The organism is Lysinibacillus sp. GW821-FHT14F06, assembly GCF_058803665.1.
The window spans coordinates 28,564-46,147 of sequence record NZ_JBXAPF010000030.1 but is presented as its reverse complement, the minus strand read 5'-3'; the positions used below and the strand labels follow the sequence as shown (position 1 = coordinate 46,147).

The 17,584-nt window shown below is 36.1% G+C and carries 17 protein-coding genes; 12 read left to right on the top strand and 5 right to left on the bottom strand.

Annotated features, from left to right (window positions below; all coding sequences use genetic code 11):
• Positions 1-52: 52 nt before the first annotated feature.
• Positions 53-679 carry a YczE/YyaS/YitT family protein gene (locus AC1RNS_RS20715; RefSeq protein ID WP_492995428.1) on the bottom strand — a complete coding sequence of 209 codons (627 nt, stop codon included), beginning with the start codon at positions 677-679 and terminating at the stop codon, positions 53-55.
• Between the two features lie 164 nt (positions 680-843).
• Between AC1RNS_RS20715 and AC1RNS_RS20710 the strand changes: the two genes are divergently transcribed.
• Both AC1RNS_RS20710 and AC1RNS_RS20705 read left to right on the top strand, forming a co-directional pair.
• Complete coding sequence (locus AC1RNS_RS20710) at positions 844-1,269, top strand: pyridoxamine 5'-phosphate oxidase family protein (RefSeq protein ID WP_492995427.1); 426 nt, start codon at positions 844-846, stop codon at positions 1,267-1,269.
• A gap of 234 nt (positions 1,270-1,503) precedes the next feature.
• Positions 1,504-2,967, top strand: coding sequence for an alpha/beta hydrolase family protein (locus AC1RNS_RS20705; protein WP_492995425.1), 1,464 nt, complete (start codon positions 1,504-1,506; stop codon positions 2,965-2,967).
• 212 nt (positions 2,968-3,179) lie between these two features.
• On the opposite strand, the gene AC1RNS_RS20700 is transcribed toward AC1RNS_RS20705, so the two are convergent.
• A complete protein-coding gene (locus AC1RNS_RS20700) occupies positions 3,180-3,731 on the bottom strand; it encodes a flavodoxin family protein (protein WP_492995424.1) in 552 nt (183 codons plus the stop codon).
• Between the two features lie 116 nt (positions 3,732-3,847).
• Between AC1RNS_RS20700 and AC1RNS_RS20695 the strand changes: the two genes are divergently transcribed.
• The gene (locus tag AC1RNS_RS20695) at positions 3,848-4,732 is read left to right on the top strand and encodes a LysR family transcriptional regulator (RefSeq protein WP_492995423.1); all 885 of its coding nucleotides are present in this window, start codon (positions 3,848-3,850) and stop codon (positions 4,730-4,732) included.
• Positions 4,733-4,821: 89 nt separating this feature from the next.
• Here AC1RNS_RS20695 and AC1RNS_RS20690 read toward each other — a convergent pair whose 3' ends face one another.
• Positions 4,822-5,847 carry an S-layer homology domain-containing protein gene (locus AC1RNS_RS20690; RefSeq protein ID WP_492995422.1) on the bottom strand — a complete coding sequence of 342 codons (1,026 nt, stop codon included), beginning with the start codon at positions 5,845-5,847 and terminating at the stop codon, positions 4,822-4,824.
• Positions 5,848-5,988: 141 nt separating this feature from the next.
• Between AC1RNS_RS20690 and AC1RNS_RS20685 the strand changes: the two genes are divergently transcribed.
• Positions 5,989-6,936: a bile acid:sodium symporter family protein gene (locus tag AC1RNS_RS20685; protein WP_492995420.1), complete on the top strand. Its 948-nt coding sequence runs from the start codon at positions 5,989-5,991 to the stop codon at positions 6,934-6,936.
• 52 nt (positions 6,937-6,988) lie between these two features.
• Here the strand turns inward: AC1RNS_RS20685 and AC1RNS_RS20680 are convergent, their stop codons facing one another.
• Complete coding sequence (locus AC1RNS_RS20680; RefSeq protein ID WP_492995418.1) at positions 6,989-7,726, bottom strand: SDR family NAD(P)-dependent oxidoreductase; 738 nt, start codon at positions 7,724-7,726, stop codon at positions 6,989-6,991.
• A 158-nt stretch (positions 7,727-7,884) separates the two neighbouring features.
• Between AC1RNS_RS20680 and AC1RNS_RS20675 the strand changes: the two genes are divergently transcribed.
• The 6 genes from AC1RNS_RS20675 to AC1RNS_RS20650 all read left to right on the top strand — a co-directional run bounded on the left by AC1RNS_RS20675 (position 7,885) and on the right by AC1RNS_RS20650 (position 14,278).
• Complete coding sequence (locus tag AC1RNS_RS20675; RefSeq protein WP_492995417.1) at positions 7,885-8,487, top strand: TetR family transcriptional regulator; 603 nt, start codon at positions 7,885-7,887, stop codon at positions 8,485-8,487.
• Between the two features lie 919 nt (positions 8,488-9,406).
• Complete coding sequence (locus AC1RNS_RS20670; protein ID WP_492995416.1) at positions 9,407-10,324, top strand: metal ABC transporter solute-binding protein, Zn/Mn family; 918 nt, start codon at positions 9,407-9,409, stop codon at positions 10,322-10,324.
• 9 nt (positions 10,325-10,333) lie between these two features.
• Positions 10,334-11,062, top strand: a complete 729-nt coding sequence (locus AC1RNS_RS20665; RefSeq protein WP_492995414.1) for a metal ABC transporter ATP-binding protein — start codon at positions 10,334-10,336, stop codon at positions 11,060-11,062.
• Between the two features lie 12 nt (positions 11,063-11,074).
• Entirely contained in the window at positions 11,075-11,947 is an 873-nt protein-coding gene (locus tag AC1RNS_RS20660) for a metal ABC transporter permease (protein ID WP_492995413.1), read from the top strand.
• Positions 11,944-12,810: a metal ABC transporter permease gene (locus tag AC1RNS_RS20655; protein ID WP_492995411.1), complete on the top strand. Its 867-nt coding sequence runs from the start codon at positions 11,944-11,946 to the stop codon at positions 12,808-12,810. Before AC1RNS_RS20660 ends, AC1RNS_RS20655 begins: the two co-directional genes overlap by 4 nt.
• A gap of 280 nt (positions 12,811-13,090) precedes the next feature.
• Complete coding sequence (locus AC1RNS_RS20650) at positions 13,091-14,278, top strand: MFS transporter (RefSeq protein ID WP_492995409.1); 1,188 nt, start codon at positions 13,091-13,093, stop codon at positions 14,276-14,278.
• Positions 14,279-14,356: 78 nt separating this feature from the next.
• On the opposite strand, the gene AC1RNS_RS20645 is transcribed toward AC1RNS_RS20650, so the two are convergent.
• Positions 14,357-15,124 carry a GNAT family N-acetyltransferase gene (locus AC1RNS_RS20645; RefSeq protein ID WP_492995407.1) on the bottom strand — a complete coding sequence of 256 codons (768 nt, stop codon included), beginning with the start codon at positions 15,122-15,124 and terminating at the stop codon, positions 14,357-14,359.
• Positions 15,125-15,376: 252 nt separating this feature from the next.
• Between AC1RNS_RS20645 and AC1RNS_RS20640 the strand changes: the two genes are divergently transcribed.
• Entirely contained in the window at positions 15,377-16,024 is a 648-nt protein-coding gene (locus tag AC1RNS_RS20640) for an ArsR/SmtB family transcription factor (protein ID WP_492995451.1), read from the top strand.
• 363 nt (positions 16,025-16,387) lie between these two features.
• Positions 16,388-17,572, top strand: coding sequence for an MFS transporter (locus AC1RNS_RS20635; RefSeq protein WP_492995449.1), 1,185 nt, complete (start codon positions 16,388-16,390; stop codon positions 17,570-17,572).
• Positions 17,573-17,584: the final 12 nt, after the last annotated feature.

The window sequence follows — 17,584 nt, the reverse complement described above, 5'->3', positions numbered from 1 at the left end:
TATTGCAACTGAATAAAAAAAGACAATGCACTTTTTGCATTGTCTTGAAAGCTTATACTACGGCGCTTTTCACGCCAGTCCATCTCATAAATAATTTTTCATTAAAAGTTAAAGCAAATTGTACGATTGGTCCGAGTCCAAAAGCCATCAGCATAGTACCTATACCGATAGGACCACCCAGTAAAAAGCCAATCACAGCAACCGTTACTTCCATAGTTGTTCGGGAGCGTGTGACACTCCAGCCTAGTTTATGAACCATAAGTAACATTAGTGTATCTCGCGGGCCAATGCCTAAATTTGCTACCATATACATACCGCAGCCCCAGCCCAATAAGACTAATCCTGTTAGGTAGGAAACGAGCTGCATCCAAAAACCATCAATGTCAGGCAGCCAGTAATTAAAAACATCAATAAAAATACCTGCTAAAAACATATCGATAAAAGTCCCTGGTAATGGGAATTTTTTCGTGATAACCATATCAAAGGCTAAAATTGCAAGTCCCAATAAGATGGACCAAGTGCCAATCGTTAATCCAATTGATTTCGTTAAGCCGATATGCAGTACATCCCATGAGCCTACACCAAAGAGTTGGCCTTTAATGGTTAATGTAATACCAAAAGAAAGTACAATAATGCCTGTTATGAAAAACAAACATCGCGTAAAAAAAGCTTGTTTCATTTTTTAACCCTCATTCATCCGGAAATTCCTGTTGTCTATCAAATTATTATAGCAATGGATTTTCAATATGTCCGAAGATTGTCATTTCACATTTTTCAAAAAAAACGGTTTAGCTTTATTATGAGAGGGCAAAATAGATAATGTAGATGAAAGGATGGGATGAAATGATTTCTGTACGCGATGAAATTTTAGAAGTTTTGAATCGTGAAAAAATAGGAACGATGGCAACAGTAGAAAATGGTAAACCCTACTCACGTTACATGACGTTCCAACATGAAGATTTTGTGTTATATACGGTGACAAATAAACATTCTGAGAAAATGGAAGAGCTTCGCAAAAATCCATATACCCATATATTATATGGCTACGAAAATGGAGGCTTTGGTGATACGTATGTTGAAATAGAGGGTAAACTCACAGAAGTACACGAGGAAGGCATTAAAAATAAAATAGCAGAGTTTTTTACGAGTATTTTTGTAGGCAATCAGGACGAAATGGTATCACTTAAAATTGAACCTATTCGTATGCGCTTAATGAATAAAAAGGGGCAACCTCCAAAAGAGTTAGAATTTACAAACGACCATGAGTAAATGGTCGTTTTTATGAGCATAAAAATAGCAAAAGCAATAAAATTTATGAATCCAACCGTTGAGTGAACGAAAGATAAAATATAAGTGGAAAAGGGAATATGACTTACACACAAATACCATCTGAAAGGAAAAAATAATCCATTCATAAACAATTTTACAAAAAGATACTTGTAAATAATAGTTAAGTGTAGTTAACTTAACTAAAGGAATATTTTAAAATAGGAGTTGAGAGTATTGAGGTTGTTTGAAGGGATTTTAATTGTTGTTCATATTTTTTGGCTTTTTTCTTTTTTGTTTAGATTCGATGCAAAAGTTAAAACAATGATTAATGTTATCGCACTAATTCTTTTGGTTATTCATCTTGGGTTTGAGGGTTACAGATGGCAAATGGGATTAACCTATATATTATTTATTCTTTTAACTGCTTTCACAATAAAGCCATTTAGACAAAGGAACGTAGAAAGAGCCGCGCTTGGAAGCGTAAAAAATAAACGGAAGGTCAAAAAGCTTTTATACATATTATTTATTGTTATTTATACGTTCAGCAGCTTTGGTTTAGTCACTATTATGCCTGTATTTCAACTTCCAAAGCCTACAGGTCCTTTTGAGGTAGGTATGAATTCAAGGCATTTGATAGATGAATCCAGATATGACTCGCACCAAAATGCTAGGGAATTAATGATACAAATATGGTATCCAGCTGAGTTGAAAGATGATTCGAGAGAAATTCATTATGAATCCTTTCCTTACGAAGAATGGGCAGGAACGCTGGAATTTATTTTTTCAGTTCCGCGCTATTTATTTGAGTATTTGAAGTATGGACAAACTAACAGCATAAAAGATGTAGCAGTATCTAATCAAGAAGATAAATATCCCGTTCTTTTATTTTCTCACGGATTTGGCAGTACTAGAATGCAAAGTATTTCCCAAATGGAGGAATTGGCTAGTCATGGATACATTGTTGTCAGCGTTGACCATACGAATGATGCAGCCTATACGAAATTCCCAGATGGACGGGAAATTATGAATCAAACAGACGCATATTCTTATTCATATAATATTGAAGATGAGAAAGATGTTAAAACGAGATCAAAAGATATGAGCTATGTGCTCAATCAATTAACAATAATAAATGGTAAGGACCCTCAAAGCTTGTTTACTGGAAAGATGGACATAAACAAAATCGGAATATTTGGCCATTCATATGGAGGTTCAACAGCTGCCCAAGCATTGTTAGATGATAGCAGGATTTCTGCAGGAATCAACATAGATGGGCCATTGCATGAACCAGTGGCTAGCTCAGGATTTGAACAACCATTTATGTTTATTTTAGATGAAGATTATCTCTACTTATCAGACGAAGAAATTCAATACACGAAAATCACCCCAGAGGAATTTCAAAAGTATCATGATAAAATAACAGAACTTGCAGATTTTCACTATAAAGAGTGGATAAAGGGAGATACTTTTATGCTTACTTTTATAGCAGGAGATCATTATACTTTTACAGATTTCCCTTATCTCTCTCCATTGTTGTCGTGGAATATTGACGTACATCAATTCCATCAAGTAATGAATCGGTATATTTTGGCTTTCTTTGATCATTATGTGAAAGATGAAGAGCCTAGTCCATTGCTTAGAAAAGAGGAAAAAGAAGACAAGTTCTACTATTTTAAAACGAATCTTAAAAATCATTGACAGAATAAAATAATAAACTAATCAGATTAATATATATGGAATAAAGATTATCTTTAGAGTATAAAATGGAGAACACTGTAGGCCTAAATCATTTCAATTTACTAGTTGACGAGGCTATTTAATGAAGCGTCCTTCAAGCATATTCCAGTAGTAGAAGCATAAATAAGGAAAAACGACCTAAAAGTAAGGGAGCTTTTGGGTCGTTTTTTATATTATAAAGCACGAGTTTTTAACTTCTCGTTCAATATTTTTGCTTGGGCTAAAGCCTGTGCATCGTTTGTGATTTCTCCAGGCTTGTTGCCATTTCCGATAATATAGGAGGAAAAGGGCATTTTTAGGAAGTCGAAAATATATTGGAATTGCTGAATCATTGGAAGCCCTTTAATATAAGGCTCGTCGCCACCGACGGCAAGGACGATTGCCTCTGTTGTCTGAAGCTTTTCCTTGAGCTGTGGGAAACGCTCGTCACGAATGGCATGGCTTAAGCGATCTATCATATTTTTCATGATGCCTGACATGCTGTACCAATAAATTGGTGTTGCGAAAATCACAATATCACTTGTAAGAAATGCTTGAATAATTTGATTATAGTCATCATCTACAAACTGAAAGCCGTTGTCGTCATGACGTAAATCGTGAATTGGCTGTATCATTATATTTTTTAAAACTATTTTTTGATGCGGAATATCTGCTAATACATAATCAGCTAGCTGTTCGCTATTACTCGCGGTTCTGGAGCTACCGATAAAAGCAGTAATGTTCATATGAATCCTCCTCTACCTTTCAGGTTATAACTAGTGTAAACTTAATTTTATTATCGATAAAGCTGAATGTTTCGATGAAATATATCGGAAAAAACGATTTATGGGGGATGTTAATAATGGATTTAAAACAGTTACAAACGTTTTTAACGGCTGCAGAAACATTGAGCTTTACACAGACTGCACAGTTGCTTGATTATGCACAGTCCAGTATTACAGCACAAATTAAATCACTTGAAGAAGAGCTCGGGGTTATTCTTTTTGAGAGGCTTGGAAAGCGTGTCATTCTTACGGATGAGGGCAAGCGATTACAACAGTATGCCCAAAAAATGCTGGAGTTAGATAGCGAAATGAAAAAAGCAGTGTCCAATGAACAAGCACAAGTGGTGCTGAAAATTGGCGCACAAGAAAGTCAATGTGTTTACCGTCTACCAAGTATTTTGCAGCAATATCAGAAAGCTTATCCACAAGTAAAAATCATTTTTAAGCCCGTCCATACAACTGAAATTGCCAAAGATCTATTACAGTCTGGAATTCTTGATGTAGCCTTTATTTCGGATGTATATAAGGAAACGCCTATGTTGTATCGCGAGAGACTTATACAGGAACAATTAATCTTTGTAAGTGCACCAACTAGTATAAAAGGCCCTTTCTTATCAGTGCATCAATTATCAACAGAGACAATGCTTCTGACTGAAAATGGGTGCTCTTATCGCAATCAATTAGAAGCGCAGCTACAGCAAGAGGGGGTCATGTCATTACAAATGATTGAATTTGCAAGTATTGAAGCTATTAAACAATGTGTAATGGCAGGCTTAGGTATTACATTTTTACCTAAAATGGTGGTGGAAAGAGAAATAGCGAAAGGACAGCTAATTGAATTACAGTCTTCATTCAATGTAAAGCCTATTTATACGGATATTGCTTGGCATAAAGATAAGCATATCCAGCCGTATCTTAGTGATTTTATAGAGATCGCAAGGGATTGGTATCGAGCACTATAAAAGCAAAGGTGCCTGTATGAATTAGGCACCTCAATCGAAAATGTTGCTTATAATTATGTGGTTAGAGCTTTGTTGCTGGTTGTTTCATTTTACTGCTTTTTTAAAGTTCCAGAAAAATTAGTATCTTCATCATGTGCAGCCCGACAATCCACTTCGGTTATTTTTAAAGCATTAGTAAGTCTCTCAAATTCGATAACACAGCGATTACCAGTAGAGGATTTGTTCATTACTGCTTTATTGCTTGTAGTAATTGTCGCGGTTCCATCAACACTTCCGGCAGCGGTTCCATCATTCGCAGTGATGAAAATGTTAAAGCTGTTGCTTGTTGCATTAGAAATAATGGCTTCACGGCGGTTAAAATCAGTCGCACCTTTTCCCCATTTATAGCTATAGAAATAGGTACCTTCCCAGGCGCTTTTCGTAGGTGTTGTAAGCCGCATTGTTGGATCAAGCTGATTTTGACCGTTTTTAGCACGTACATTTAATGAAGCATTACTAGTATTTTCATGAATAGCTTGTGCATCCTGAGAAATTTCATAAAAATTTCTTTCATCCATTCGATGAAGTATTGTCACAACTTGAGCACGTGTCATTTTATTTGTCACGCCGAAAAACTTTTGTAAATTACGATTTTCATACTGTGGATTTTGACCAGTAGAAATGTAATAATCAAGTAAAAACTGGATGGATTGATCTAATCCACTTTTGCCTTTAGCTAAATGTGTAATTGCTTGAGCAACCACGCCACGCTTGATGGAAGCCGCCCGAATATTATTATCTAAATAGCCGTTTAATGGCACACCATAGCTTGCCAGACGGTTGTAATATTCATCTGACCAGTTGGCAGCAGGGGTTTGTTTTTTTAATTCATCATAGGGTGTTTCCAGTTCATAAAAATTAGACAATAATTTTGCGAATTGTTGCTCAGTAATCGTTTCATTAGGCTTAAAAGTGCCATCTGAATAGCCATTTACAATATCGTATTCCTCAGCCCATAAAATAGCATCATAGGCAAAATGATCCTCAGGCACATCTTTAAAACCTGCAGCCTGTACCTTGTCCCCACTTGCAATAACAAGAAGTGAAAATAGTAAGGTATACACTAATTTTTTCATTAGTCTTATTCATCCCTTCTAGCTAGTTATACTAATAGTTTGCAGGAAATGGATAAAAACTGCAAATATTTCTAGTCTCAAATTCAAAGTACAAACGGCTAACAGTCACAGGGATTTCAATAGGAGAGGGGAAGCTTTTAAATGCTATATAGATTTAATCAATACCTACAAAAATGGATGCCTATTTTAACGCCACTTAGCTTAATCATAGGCGTGCTATTTGAAAATATCGGGCATCAGCTGTTATTTTTAGTGCCATGGATATTTGCCTTTATGACATTTGCGGGTAGCTTAAGTATGAATATAGAAGGGATGAAAAGCTTAAAAAAATATCCAACAGTCATTGTTATAGCCATTGTATTTCTACACATACTCATGCCAATTTGGGCTTACATTGTATCTACAAACATCTTTCATGAGCATTTCCTAACAATTGGCTTTGTCTTAGCGGTTGCGATTCCAACAGGGGTTACAAGCTTTATTTGGGTGAGCATGTGTAGAGGGCATCTTGCATTATGTCTTGCTATTATTTTAATTGATACAGTTCTATCACCAATCATCATTCCTGCATTATTACATCTCGTTGTGGGGCAATCAATTGAAATAGATACAGCTGGATTGATGTTAGATTTGCTTTGGATGATTGTTGTACCATCCCTTGCTGGTGTTGTGTGTAATGAGTTAACGAAAGGGAAAATTGCTGTGACACTAGGGAAAAAATTAGCTCCTTTTTCGAAACTGTGCTTATTCAGCATTGTTATGATTAATAGTAGTGTGATTGCACCTTATATGAAAACAATTAGTTGGGAGCTTTTTAGTATCATTTTGGTCGTTTTTCTACTGGCTGTTTCAGGGTATGTCCTATGTTTGCTGCTGGGGCATTATCTTTGGAAAGATAGTAGTATAATCACGATGTTTGTTTTCACAGGAGGGATGCGCAATATTGCTGTTGGGGTTGTTATTGCTACCACCTATTTTCCAGCTAAAACGGTTATGCCTGTTGTATTTGGTATGCTCTTCCAACAAGTGTTAGCTTCATTCTTTAGTCGTATTATGGAAAGATATCAATTAAAATACGGGGGAGCTTAAGGCAAAAAATATTCGCTATCCCAAGAAGGGTAGCGAATATTGATGCTGTGGCTTATTGAGCAGTATAACCACCATCGACTGTTAACGTATTACCTGTCATAAATGTAGAGTCATCACAAGCCATAAACAGGACAGCTTTCGCCATTTCCTCTGGTTGACCTAATCGTTGCATAGGTGTTATTTGACGTAATGGCTCCTTACTTTCCTCAGGAATAATCGGTGTATCGATGAAACCTGGGCATAGCGCATTAATACGGATACCACGAGTCGCAAATTCAAGTGCTAATGAGCGTGTCAAGTTTATGACTCCACCTTTTGCCGCATTATAGGCAGCTGAGCCGGGTGAGCCAACCCAGCCATACATGGAAGCTGTATTAACGATTGTTCCACCATGTGCTTTTAACATTTCTTTAATAGCTGCCTGAGCCATTAGAAATACACCGTCTAAATCTACGTTTACAGTATTGCGCCATTCACTGTAGGCTAGTTCCTCTGTTGGAGTGACACGACCAATTCCTGCATTATTGAATAGGACATTCACTTGTCCAAAAGTATCAATTGTTGTTTGATAAATTTTCGCAACTTCTTCCTCATTCGTCACATTTGCCTTTACGAAAATAGCATCTGCACCTGTAGCCTGTAATTGTGCTACAAATTCGTTTCCTTTTTCCTCATTTAGATCTACGAGTACGACTTTTGCTCCTTCTGCTACAAACAATTTAGCAGTTGCTGCACCAATACCAGATGCTCCGCCAGTAATGATGGCTACTTTATCTTGTAATTTTCCCATAGTAAACACCCCTAATAAATAATTTCTTACACACTTTGCAAATCGCTGTGTACTTTTATTGTAAAACGCTACAATAAGGAAACAATCATTAAAGTAACTACAACTGTCTAGCTAGTAGACAAAATAGAGAGAAGTGTCTAAAAAAAGGAGACGATATTTTGACAAAATGGACACAAAGACAGGAACGAACACGACGTCATTTTTATGAGGCTTTGATTGAATTAATTCAAAAACATGGCTTTCAATCTATAACTGTAAAAGATATTGTTGAGCGTGCTGGCTATAATCGTAGTACGTTTTATATACATTTTCAGGATAAATTTGAGCTGGCTGACAATTTATTAGAAATGATGCTTGATGGACTTGAGGTAGCAGTTGGCAAACCCTATCTATTTGGAGAAAAAGTTTATACAACTAAGCTTAAGGCACCTTCTTTTAATATTATTCATTATATCTATCAAAATCGTAAATTTTTTGAATTATTAACCCTAGATGATACAGTTCCAAGTTTGCATACAAGAATGCCTCTAACTATTACAAAAATTTATATGGAACAATTTAAATTTGAAACAATTAATAATCAACCAGTTAATATGGATATGTTTAAGCACTATACGTCCTATGGATTTTATGGATTGATGCTGCAATGGATTACAAGTGGCTTTGAAAAATCAGAAGAGGCACTTATTCGAGATATTATCGAGCTAACCAAAACGCATATTTATGCATATGAGTTTATCGGCAAACCCAAAATAGAGTGAGTATGCTTAGAATAAAGGTTGTTGTATAAAAAAGAGTAGTTTCATTTCAATATCCAAAATCATCAAATACAAATCGTAAATTATTTCCTAAAATAGGGCTTTTATTTTGTCAAATACATAACAAAATCTTTGTTTTTAGAGAGGTTTGCTGAACTGATGAGAAAATGTGCAGGATTGACTAGTTTTTATACAAGATAGAATGCTACTTGTACGGAATAGAATAACTGTCATACTTAAAAGATATAAAATGATGGCTTGAGGAAATGCGTACCATAAGCTGCTTCCTGTACTAAAGAACTATGGCCAAGTGGCAAGATACCTGAGCAAACATTGGCTTCATTTTTGCCACAGAGAAATACTTTGCATGGAATAACTTATTTTCATTGGATAACATAATTTTTCAACAACAAAAACACCACTATTCTTGTGAAAAAATAGTGGTGTTTTTTGTGCTGGGCATTTATCTAATTTTATTTATTTACCATAAGAAAAAATTTTTTTAAAAGAAATTTTCATAAAAGAGTTGAATTTTTTTTATATTAAGCATATATTTTTCCTAAGGGAAACAAAATATCGTTCGAGAAAGAAGAGTGACTGAATGAAAGAGTTAGATGATTTAAAGCTGACGATCCTTCCGTTGAGCATTTTACTAATTCTTACACTTTTATGGGAACTAACAGAATCTGTTGGAGCGGGAATAATGATAATTGTTTTCTGGATAGGCTGGCGCCGGCTTATAAGAAAATTATTATAAAAAAGGCATCGATGATACTACTATATGACAGCAGCTGCTTGAGCGGACATGACATGACGATTTAATTCTAAAAATAAAGTAGTGTAAGCATGTTAATGTCCGCGTCAAATAATCTATAGCAAGGATCATCATGTCTGAATATAAAGAAAGAAGAGGTATTTATACATGAAACGTTTTTTGGGTGTAGTTGCTTTTTCACTCTCACTTTTACTTTTCGGTTGTTCTGCTGATACAACTAAAGAGGAAAGGGAAGGGGTTGTTGTCGCAACAACTGGGCAAATTGCGGATGCCATTAAAGCAATCAGTGGGGATCACTTACAGGTTTCAGCATTAATGGGACCGGGTGTTGATCCACATTTATACAAAGCAACGCAAAGTGATTTATCGAAACTGGATAAGGCAGAAGTTATTTTTTATAATGGCCTACATTTAGAGGGACAAATGCTGGATATTTTTGAGCAGATGTCAAAAAGCAAATCCGTACTTGCCGTTGGAGAAACATTAAATAAGCAGGATTTATTAGCAAGTGATGATGATGCCATGTTACATGATCCGCATATTTGGTTTGATATCGAGCTTTGGAAGGGAGTCGTTCAGGCGATCGGTACTAAGCTTCAGGAGGAGTATCCAGAATTTAAAGATGATTTTGTAGCAAACGAGAAAGAATATTTAAAACAGCTCGATGAATTACAAACATATGCAAAGGATAGAGTAAATGAAATTCCAGAAAAGCAACGTATTTTAGTAACAGCTCATGACGCTTTTAATTATTTTGGGAGAAGTCAGGGATTCGATGTGCGCGGTTTACAGGGGCTAAGTACTGATTCTGAATATGGTGTAAAAGATGTGCAGCAAATGGTTGATTTTTTAGTAGCCAACAAAATTAAAGCCATTTTTATCGAATCTAGTGTCTCCGATAAAGCGATGAAAGCAGTTATTGAAGGGGCAAAGGAAAAAGGACATGATATTGTTATTGGTGGAGAATTGTTCTCGGATGCAATGGGAGCAGAAGGAACAAAGGAAGGTACATATATCGGTATGTATCAACATAACATCGACACAATTGTCGATGCATTAAAGTAGGTGAAGAATATGTATGCATTAACAGTAGAAAATCTTTCAGTAGCTTATGATAAAAAAACAGTTTTAGAAAATGCTTGTGTTTCAGTTCCAACTGGTCATCTATCTGCAATTATTGGTCCGAATGGAGCGGGAAAGTCAACTTTTTTAAAGGCAATTTTAAATCAACTACCCAATAAGGTAGGGAAAGTTGAGATACTTGGCAAGATTTTTGAGCCGAAAAGCTTAGTGGTTGGCTATGTTCCTCAGCGCAATGCTGTAGATTGGGATTTCCCTACAAATGCACTGGATATTGTATTGATGGGACGTTATGGTCATACGGGATTATTTAGAAGACCGTCTAGAAAGGATAAAATTTTGGCACAGCAAGCTCTTGCAAGTGTAGGGATGGAGGACTTCGCTGATCGTTCCATTGGTCAACTTTCTGGTGGACAGCAGCAACGGGTATTTTTAGCACGAGCACTTGCCCAAAACGCAGATATCTATTTTTTAGATGAGCCATTTGCTGGAGTGGATGCTGCTACGGAAAAAACGATTATTGATATTTTAAAAGATTTAAAGGCACAGGGTAAAAGTATTTTTGTCGTCCATCATGACTTACAAACAGTAAAAGACTATTTTGATTATACGATTCTATTAAATAAAACAATTTTAGCATCAGGTGCAACAGAAGATGTTTTTACACCAGAGCAATTACAAAAAACATATGGTGGTAAACTTTTCATGATGCAGAATGTGTAAGGAGGGGACAATATGTTAAGTGGTAACTTATTGTGGGTACTTAGTGGAACTATGCTACTTGGAATAGCAGCTGGCATAACAGGCACTTTTTCCTTCTTACAAAAACAAAGCTTAGTTGGTGATGCTGCAGCTCATGCAGCTTTACCAGGTATTGCACTCGCTTTTTTGCTAACGGGACAAAAGGAATTACCAATATTAATGCTTGGTGCAGGGATCACATCTGCATTGTCCGTGTATTGTATACAATGGATTGTTTCTTTTTCAAAATTGAAGGCAGATGCAGCAATTGGCTTAATATTAACTGTATTTTTTGGGATTGGTGTTGTTTTTTTAACGGTAGTTAATCGAAGCCCTTTAGGGAATCAAAGTGGACTGAACAATTTTATTTTTGGTAAGGCAGCTACGATGACAAAGGCAGATTTAATGTGGCTGTTTATCAGTGCAACAATTATTATTGTAGTCAGTCTTCTGCTTTATAAAGAATGGAAGCTACTTATCTTTGACCCAGTATATGCCAAAGGAATTGGTTTACCCATTGAAGCACTAAAGGCAACACTTACCGTTTTAATTGTTATGACTATCGTAACAGGTATACAGGCAGTGGGTGTTATTCTTATGTCAGCATTATTAATTATTCCAGCTGCAAGTGCAAAATTATGGACGAAAAAATTGAGTTCCATGCTTGTACTAAGTGCCATTATTGGTGGAATATCTGGCATTACGGGAACCTTTATTAGTGCTATGCGTACTGGCTTATCTACAGGTCCAATTATTGTATTAGTAGCGGCTGCTATTTTCTTTATCTCTTATTTTATCAGTCCATCTGGACAAATTAGTAAATATCGTAGGAAAATGCAGTTTCGAAAGCAAGGTGAGCTAGGATGATAGAATTTTGGGTTGTTTTAACTGGCATTTTAGTCGGTATTACCTGTGGGATTGCAGGGGTTTTTCTTATTTTGCGTAGAATGTCAATGATTGCAGATGCGATTAGCCATACGGTATTGTTTGGTATTGTAATGGCGTATATTATTACCCAAACATTAAATGGTTTTTGGATGCTCATCGGGGCAGCAACTGCGGGGATTTTAACAGCCTATCTAGTGCAATTGCTACATTCTTCAGGTATACAGGAGGACGCAGCCATTGGTGTGGTCTTTACATCCTTATTTGCGGCTGGTGTGCTCCTCATTACTTTATTTGCGGGTAATGTCCATTTAGATGTGGAGCACGTATTGATGGGAGAAATTGCGTTTGTTCCTTGGGATAGATGGACTTTTCTTTCCATCACATTGCCAAAGGCTGTATGGATGCTATTGCTTGTGCTCCTCATTAACATAGGGTTCCTTCTATTATTCTTTAAGGAAATGAAGCTAACTACCTTTGACCCTGTTTATGCTGCCTCCATTGGTGTTCCTGTACTCTTTCTGCATTATGGGTTTATGACATCAATCTCCTTTACAACGGTAGCAGCTTTTGATAGTGTTGGTGCTATTTTAGTTGTTGCTATGCTAATAGGTCCAGCAGCCACTTCTTATCTAATAAGTAAATCCATCAAGCAAATGTTTTTATATAGCATGGCTTTTGGAGCCGCCGCCGCAGTAATAGGTTATTATTTGGCAAAGTTTTGGGATACGTCCATTGCAGGGATGATGGCGACTATAGTAGGTGTTCTATTTGTGATGACATTAATCAGTCAAAAAATTATCGATCAACGTAGAAAAGCGCTTGTAAGTAAATTAGAAGTATAAAAGAATCATTTAAAAGGAATCGAGCAATATTTCTCGATTCCTTTTACTATTTTTAGAAAAGTTCATTTTTCCTATATTCTCTAAATAAAATCAGCCTACATCCAGTTGGAAACTGCATGAGGCGTGATCCATTTCATAATATCACTACTTATCAATTTTAGTTAGTCTCGATTTTTAGAAATAAAATACTTAAAAATTTATATATTTCTATATACGAACTATTTTCATTTTGTTACGATGAGTGATATTAATTGAAATGGAACAACAGGGGAGATACAGCATGTGGCACAATCGGAATGTTTGGATTATTTTATTAGGTGAATTTGTTGTAGGTCTTGGCTTGTGGGCTGGGATTATAGGAAATCTTGCTTTTATGCAAGAGGTTGTACCTTCTGATTTTCACAAATCTTTAATTATTTCTTGTGGTATATTAGCAGGTTTAGTAGTTGGTCCGTTAGCTGGACGCATTATTGATCAATCGAGGAAGAAAACCGTTGTACAGCAGGCAAGTGTCGCACGAATCATTAGTGTCCTTTTTATGTTTATGGCACTCTATACAAATTCGGTAATTTGGATGATTCTTTTTTTAATTACTTTGCAAATTGCGGCTGCCTTTTATATGCCTGCCCTTCAATCAATTATTCCGATGATCGTTAAGGATAATGATTTAATGGCCTTAAATGCATGGCAAATGAATGCGCGGACAATTTCAAGGATTATTGGTACTGCCGCCGCAGGATTTATGCTAAGCTTCTTTGAGCTGAAATGGTTGTACATTATTTCATTTATCGTTTATATGATTATGTTTTTTATTACAAGTTTCCTACAGTTGGATGAAACGGAGAATTCATCTTTAACAAATAAGGAGAAGGGTAACTTCAAAGAGGTGCTACCAATGGTAAAGGAGCATCCTATTGTCTTGATGACTCTTGTCCTAATGCTTATTCCAACATTATTTTTAGGCTCCTTTAATTTAGTCATTATGAAGATTTCCGAAATTCATCAGTCAACGACTATCTCAGGATTATTATATACGGTTGAAGGCATCGGTTTCATGCTGGGAGCAGCTGGCTTGAAAATGATAGCAGAGCGAGTGAAAATAGGGACCTTGCTTTTCACCTTAGCATTTATTATTGGTTCAATGGAGCTAATGCTCTTATTATCAGATATAAAATTCTTTGCACTCCTAACATTTGGCGTTTTTGGATTTTCAGTAGGATGCTTTTTCCCAACTACTATGGTCATTTTTCAAAAGCAAGTACCTAAAGATTTCCACGGTCGATTTTTCTCCTTCCGCAATATGATTGATTCTGTCATCTTTCAAGTTGTTTTATTATCAACAGGGATGATGCTTGATTTAATTGGACTAAGTGGAATGGGGCTTGTTTTTGGGATTATTAGCTTAAGCCTAACGATTTCTTTTTTACTTTATTCAAAGAAAAAGAATGTTGTGATGCAAGTACAATAATGAAAAATAGGAAGAGTCCATTTTGAGTTTGTGTCAAAATGGACTCTATTTTATAGGCAAAGTGAGCCTACTTAATGCTTATTCAAAGACAATCATTTCACCGACTTCTATAAATCCGAAGCGTTTATAAATATTTTTTCCATCCTCTGATGCCTGTAAGACTACTGGCTTTTGTTTATCGATTGTTTGACTGAGTAGGAACTGAAACATCTCACTGCCATAGCCCTTTCCCCTAAACATATCTTTTGTCATTACATCATAAATACCGTAGCAATCATTACTGTCGATTAATAATCCTGTAGCTACAGGCATTTCCTTTATACAACCAATAAACATTCGAGCTTTGGTTGCTAATTTTTCCTGAGAGAATTTCTGAAAATAAATTTCTAGCGCATCTCTTTCGGGTGTTCCTTCAAATAAACTTAGAAAAACCTCTTGATACTGTAGTAGCCCTTGCTTGTTGCTTACTTGTGTAATATTAAGATGATTGGAAATTCGTTGACTGGTATGAAGTGTATGGTCAAGCTTCATCATAATATTTCGTTCAGCTTCCTTTAAGTTATATTCCTTTATTAGTTGTAGCCAATCATCGCTTAGAATATTGGCATCCACCCATGTACTGAAAGGATGTTCTTTTACAATAAAATGATTAATTCCTTGTTTTATATGATTTTCGTTATGAATCGTAGGGGATTTTACCAATAACATATTAAATGTATCAGTAGGAATCTCTGTGTTGGCTATTACAAAGTCAGCTTCCTTTATCAATTCTCCAGAAACTGCATGAGTAAATAATTTTAGTTTTTCCTCTAAATTACTTATCACTAATTGTTGATTTGATTTCATATTTTTTCAACCTTCCACTATTAGTAGTGCGCACTATATTTCATTATAAAGTCAATGAAAGATAAAAAATACAGAGTTCACTGTTTTTATATCCTCCCATAATTTTCTGAAAATATGTTTAATAATTGTTCCTTTCATTTATTAATTTAAGTCAACTGAACCCCTTCCTTGTTTGACAAAAGGTTGTGTTAAGCTTAAAATTCAACTATTCAATAAATTAATTGAATAGTTGAAGGGTGGTTTGTTTGTATGGTGGACGAACGAAATTTAAAGGACTTATTATATCAAGAATTTGCAAGGATAGGGAAATGCTTATCAAGTCCAAAACGATTAGAAATTCTTGATATTTTATCTCAAGGCCCTAAATCTGTGGAGGCATTAGCTAAAAATACGGATATGTCAGTAGCCAATGTATCACAGCATTTGAAAGTACTATTTAATGCAAGATTAGTCATATTTAAAAAAGAAGGAAATTTTGTTTTTTATGAACTAGCCAATGAAATCATAGCCGATTTTTTAACCACATTCCATGCATTATCGGAAAAACAACTTAGCCAGGTTCAACAAATAAGGGAAGAGTTTTTAAATAATCAACTTGGATTAGATGGAATCACCCTAACAGATCTTGCTAGCCGTATGGATAAAGGGGAGGTATTGTTACTTGATGTAAGACCTAAGGAGGAATATGAAAAAGCCCATATTCCAGGAGCGGTTTCGATCCCTATTGCGGAATTAGAAGCGCACCTAGCATCGTTACCAACCAATTGTGATGTTGTTGCTTATTGTAGAGGACCTTACTGTTTAATGTCTGCCGAAGCGGTAAAAATTCTGAAGGCAAGTGGAATTAATGCTTTTCGATTAGAAGAGGGCTTTAGAAAATGGCAGCAATTAGCAAAATAATCATATGAAATTAGGTATTATTATAGAGACAAAAGAACAAGAGAAGGTGTACGAATGCTGCATGAATAAAAAAGGAAAAATATCTTTATACGAGAAGCTGTAGAATGAAAAAAATTGACCATCCAAGTTTTAATGTGAAAGTGCTAATGAATAAATTTATAGAATTGGCTTGTGGAACACGCTTAAAGTCGAGATAACTAGTAAAAACCTCTTCTTATCGAATGGGCTGACAAAATGGTCACATTTTAACAACTAATAAAAATAGAAAGTAGGTGTTGAGAAGTGTTTAGTAAATCACAAAATTCCGTTGAACATTATATAGAATCACCCGAAAAGCTACAAAGTCTGTATAGGCGTGTGTTAATGGTTGTTAGTCTATCTCAAATATTCGGTGGAGCAGGACTTGCTGCAGGTATTACGGTAGGGGCTCTTTTAGCTCAACAAATGCTAGGAACGGATGCTTATGCTGGAGTACCTTCCGCTTTATTTACGTTAGGGTCGGCAGGTGCCGCTTTAATTGTGGGAAGACTATCACAGCGTTATGGGCGTCGTACGGGTTTATCAACAGGGTTTATTGTAGGAGGTCTAGGTGCTATAGGAGTAGTGATTGCTGCTATGTTGAATAGTGTCATTTTATTATTTGCTTCACTTCTAATCTATGGAGCAGGCACTGCAACCAATTTACAAGCCCGCTATGCTGGAACCGATTTAGCAAATAATAAACAACGAGCAAAAGCCATTAGCACAACCATGGTGATGACTACATTTGGGGCGGTTGCAGGTCCGAATTTAGTAGAAGTCATGGGAAAGTTTGCATTATCCATTGGTATTCCTGCACTAGCTGGTCCATTTCTCTTATCAGCAACAGCATTTATTTTAGCAGGTCTAGTCCTATTTATTATGTTGCGACCTGATCCATTAGAAATTGCGCAAAGGATAGAAGCACATAAACAAAAGTCTGCATCTGAAAATAACACGCAATCCATCCAACCAACAACCAATAAAAGAGGTCTAACAGTCGGTGCAACAGTTATGGTACTTACTCAGATTGTAATGGTTGCTATCATGACGATGACACCAGTACATATGAAGCATCATGGACATGGTCTGACGGAAGTAGGCATTGTTATAGGATTTCATGTAGGCTCCATGTATCTTCCTTCTCTTGTGACAGGAATACTTGTTGATAAAATCGGACGCACAGCTATGAGTATTGCTTCCGGGATTACATTGTTATTCGCAGGTTTATTAGCAGCATTTGCACCGAGTGATTCGATGGTGCTATTAATCATTGCACTTTCTTTACTAGGATTGGGCTGGAACTTTGGCTTAATTAGTGGTACTGCTCAAATAGTAGATTCGACAGAGCCCTCTACTCGTGCAAAAACGCAGGGAAAAATGGATGTTTTAGTGGCACTCGCAGGAGCTTCAGGTGGTGCTCTTTCAGGCATGGTAGTGGCAAATGCAAGTTATGCGATACTTTCTTTAGCAGGGGGGCTTTTATCCCTATTACTTATCCCAGTTGTGATTTGGTCTAGAAGAGTTTGAGAAAGATAGTAA

What these genes read in the sequence shown, in the direction of transcription:
- AC1RNS_RS20715 (WP_492995428.1), bottom strand. Translation starts at nt 679, where the DNA reads ATGAAACAAGCTTTTTTTACGCGATGTTTGTTTTTCATAACAGGCATT.
- AC1RNS_RS20710 (WP_492995427.1), top strand. Translation starts at nt 844, where the DNA reads ATGATTTCTGTACGCGATGAAATTTTAGAAGTTTTGAATCGTGAAAAA.
- AC1RNS_RS20700 (WP_492995424.1), bottom strand. Translation starts at nt 3,731, where the DNA reads ATGAACATTACTGCTTTTATCGGTAGCTCCAGAACCGCGAGTAATAGC.
- AC1RNS_RS20695 (WP_492995423.1), top strand. Translation starts at nt 3,848, where the DNA reads ATGGATTTAAAACAGTTACAAACGTTTTTAACGGCTGCAGAAACATTG.
- AC1RNS_RS20690 (WP_492995422.1), bottom strand. Translation starts at nt 5,847, where the DNA reads ATGAAAAAATTAGTGTATACCTTACTATTTTCACTTCTTGTTATTGCA.
- AC1RNS_RS20685 (WP_492995420.1), top strand. Translation starts at nt 5,989, where the DNA reads ATGCTATATAGATTTAATCAATACCTACAAAAATGGATGCCTATTTTA.
- AC1RNS_RS20680 (WP_492995418.1), bottom strand. Translation starts at nt 7,726, where the DNA reads ATGGGAAAATTACAAGATAAAGTAGCCATCATTACTGGCGGAGCATCT.
- AC1RNS_RS20670 (WP_492995416.1), top strand. Translation starts at nt 9,407, where the DNA reads ATGAAACGTTTTTTGGGTGTAGTTGCTTTTTCACTCTCACTTTTACTT.
- AC1RNS_RS20665 (WP_492995414.1), top strand. Translation starts at nt 10,334, where the DNA reads ATGTATGCATTAACAGTAGAAAATCTTTCAGTAGCTTATGATAAAAAA.
- AC1RNS_RS20660 (WP_492995413.1), top strand. Translation starts at nt 11,075, where the DNA reads ATGTTAAGTGGTAACTTATTGTGGGTACTTAGTGGAACTATGCTACTT.
- AC1RNS_RS20655 (WP_492995411.1), top strand. Translation starts at nt 11,944, where the DNA reads ATGATAGAATTTTGGGTTGTTTTAACTGGCATTTTAGTCGGTATTACC.
- AC1RNS_RS20650 (WP_492995409.1), top strand. Translation starts at nt 13,091, where the DNA reads ATGTGGCACAATCGGAATGTTTGGATTATTTTATTAGGTGAATTTGTT.
- AC1RNS_RS20645 (WP_492995407.1), bottom strand. Translation starts at nt 15,124, where the DNA reads ATGAAATCAAATCAACAATTAGTGATAAGTAATTTAGAGGAAAAACTA.
- AC1RNS_RS20635 (WP_492995449.1), top strand. Translation starts at nt 16,388, where the DNA reads ATGGTTGTTAGTCTATCTCAAATATTCGGTGGAGCAGGACTTGCTGCA.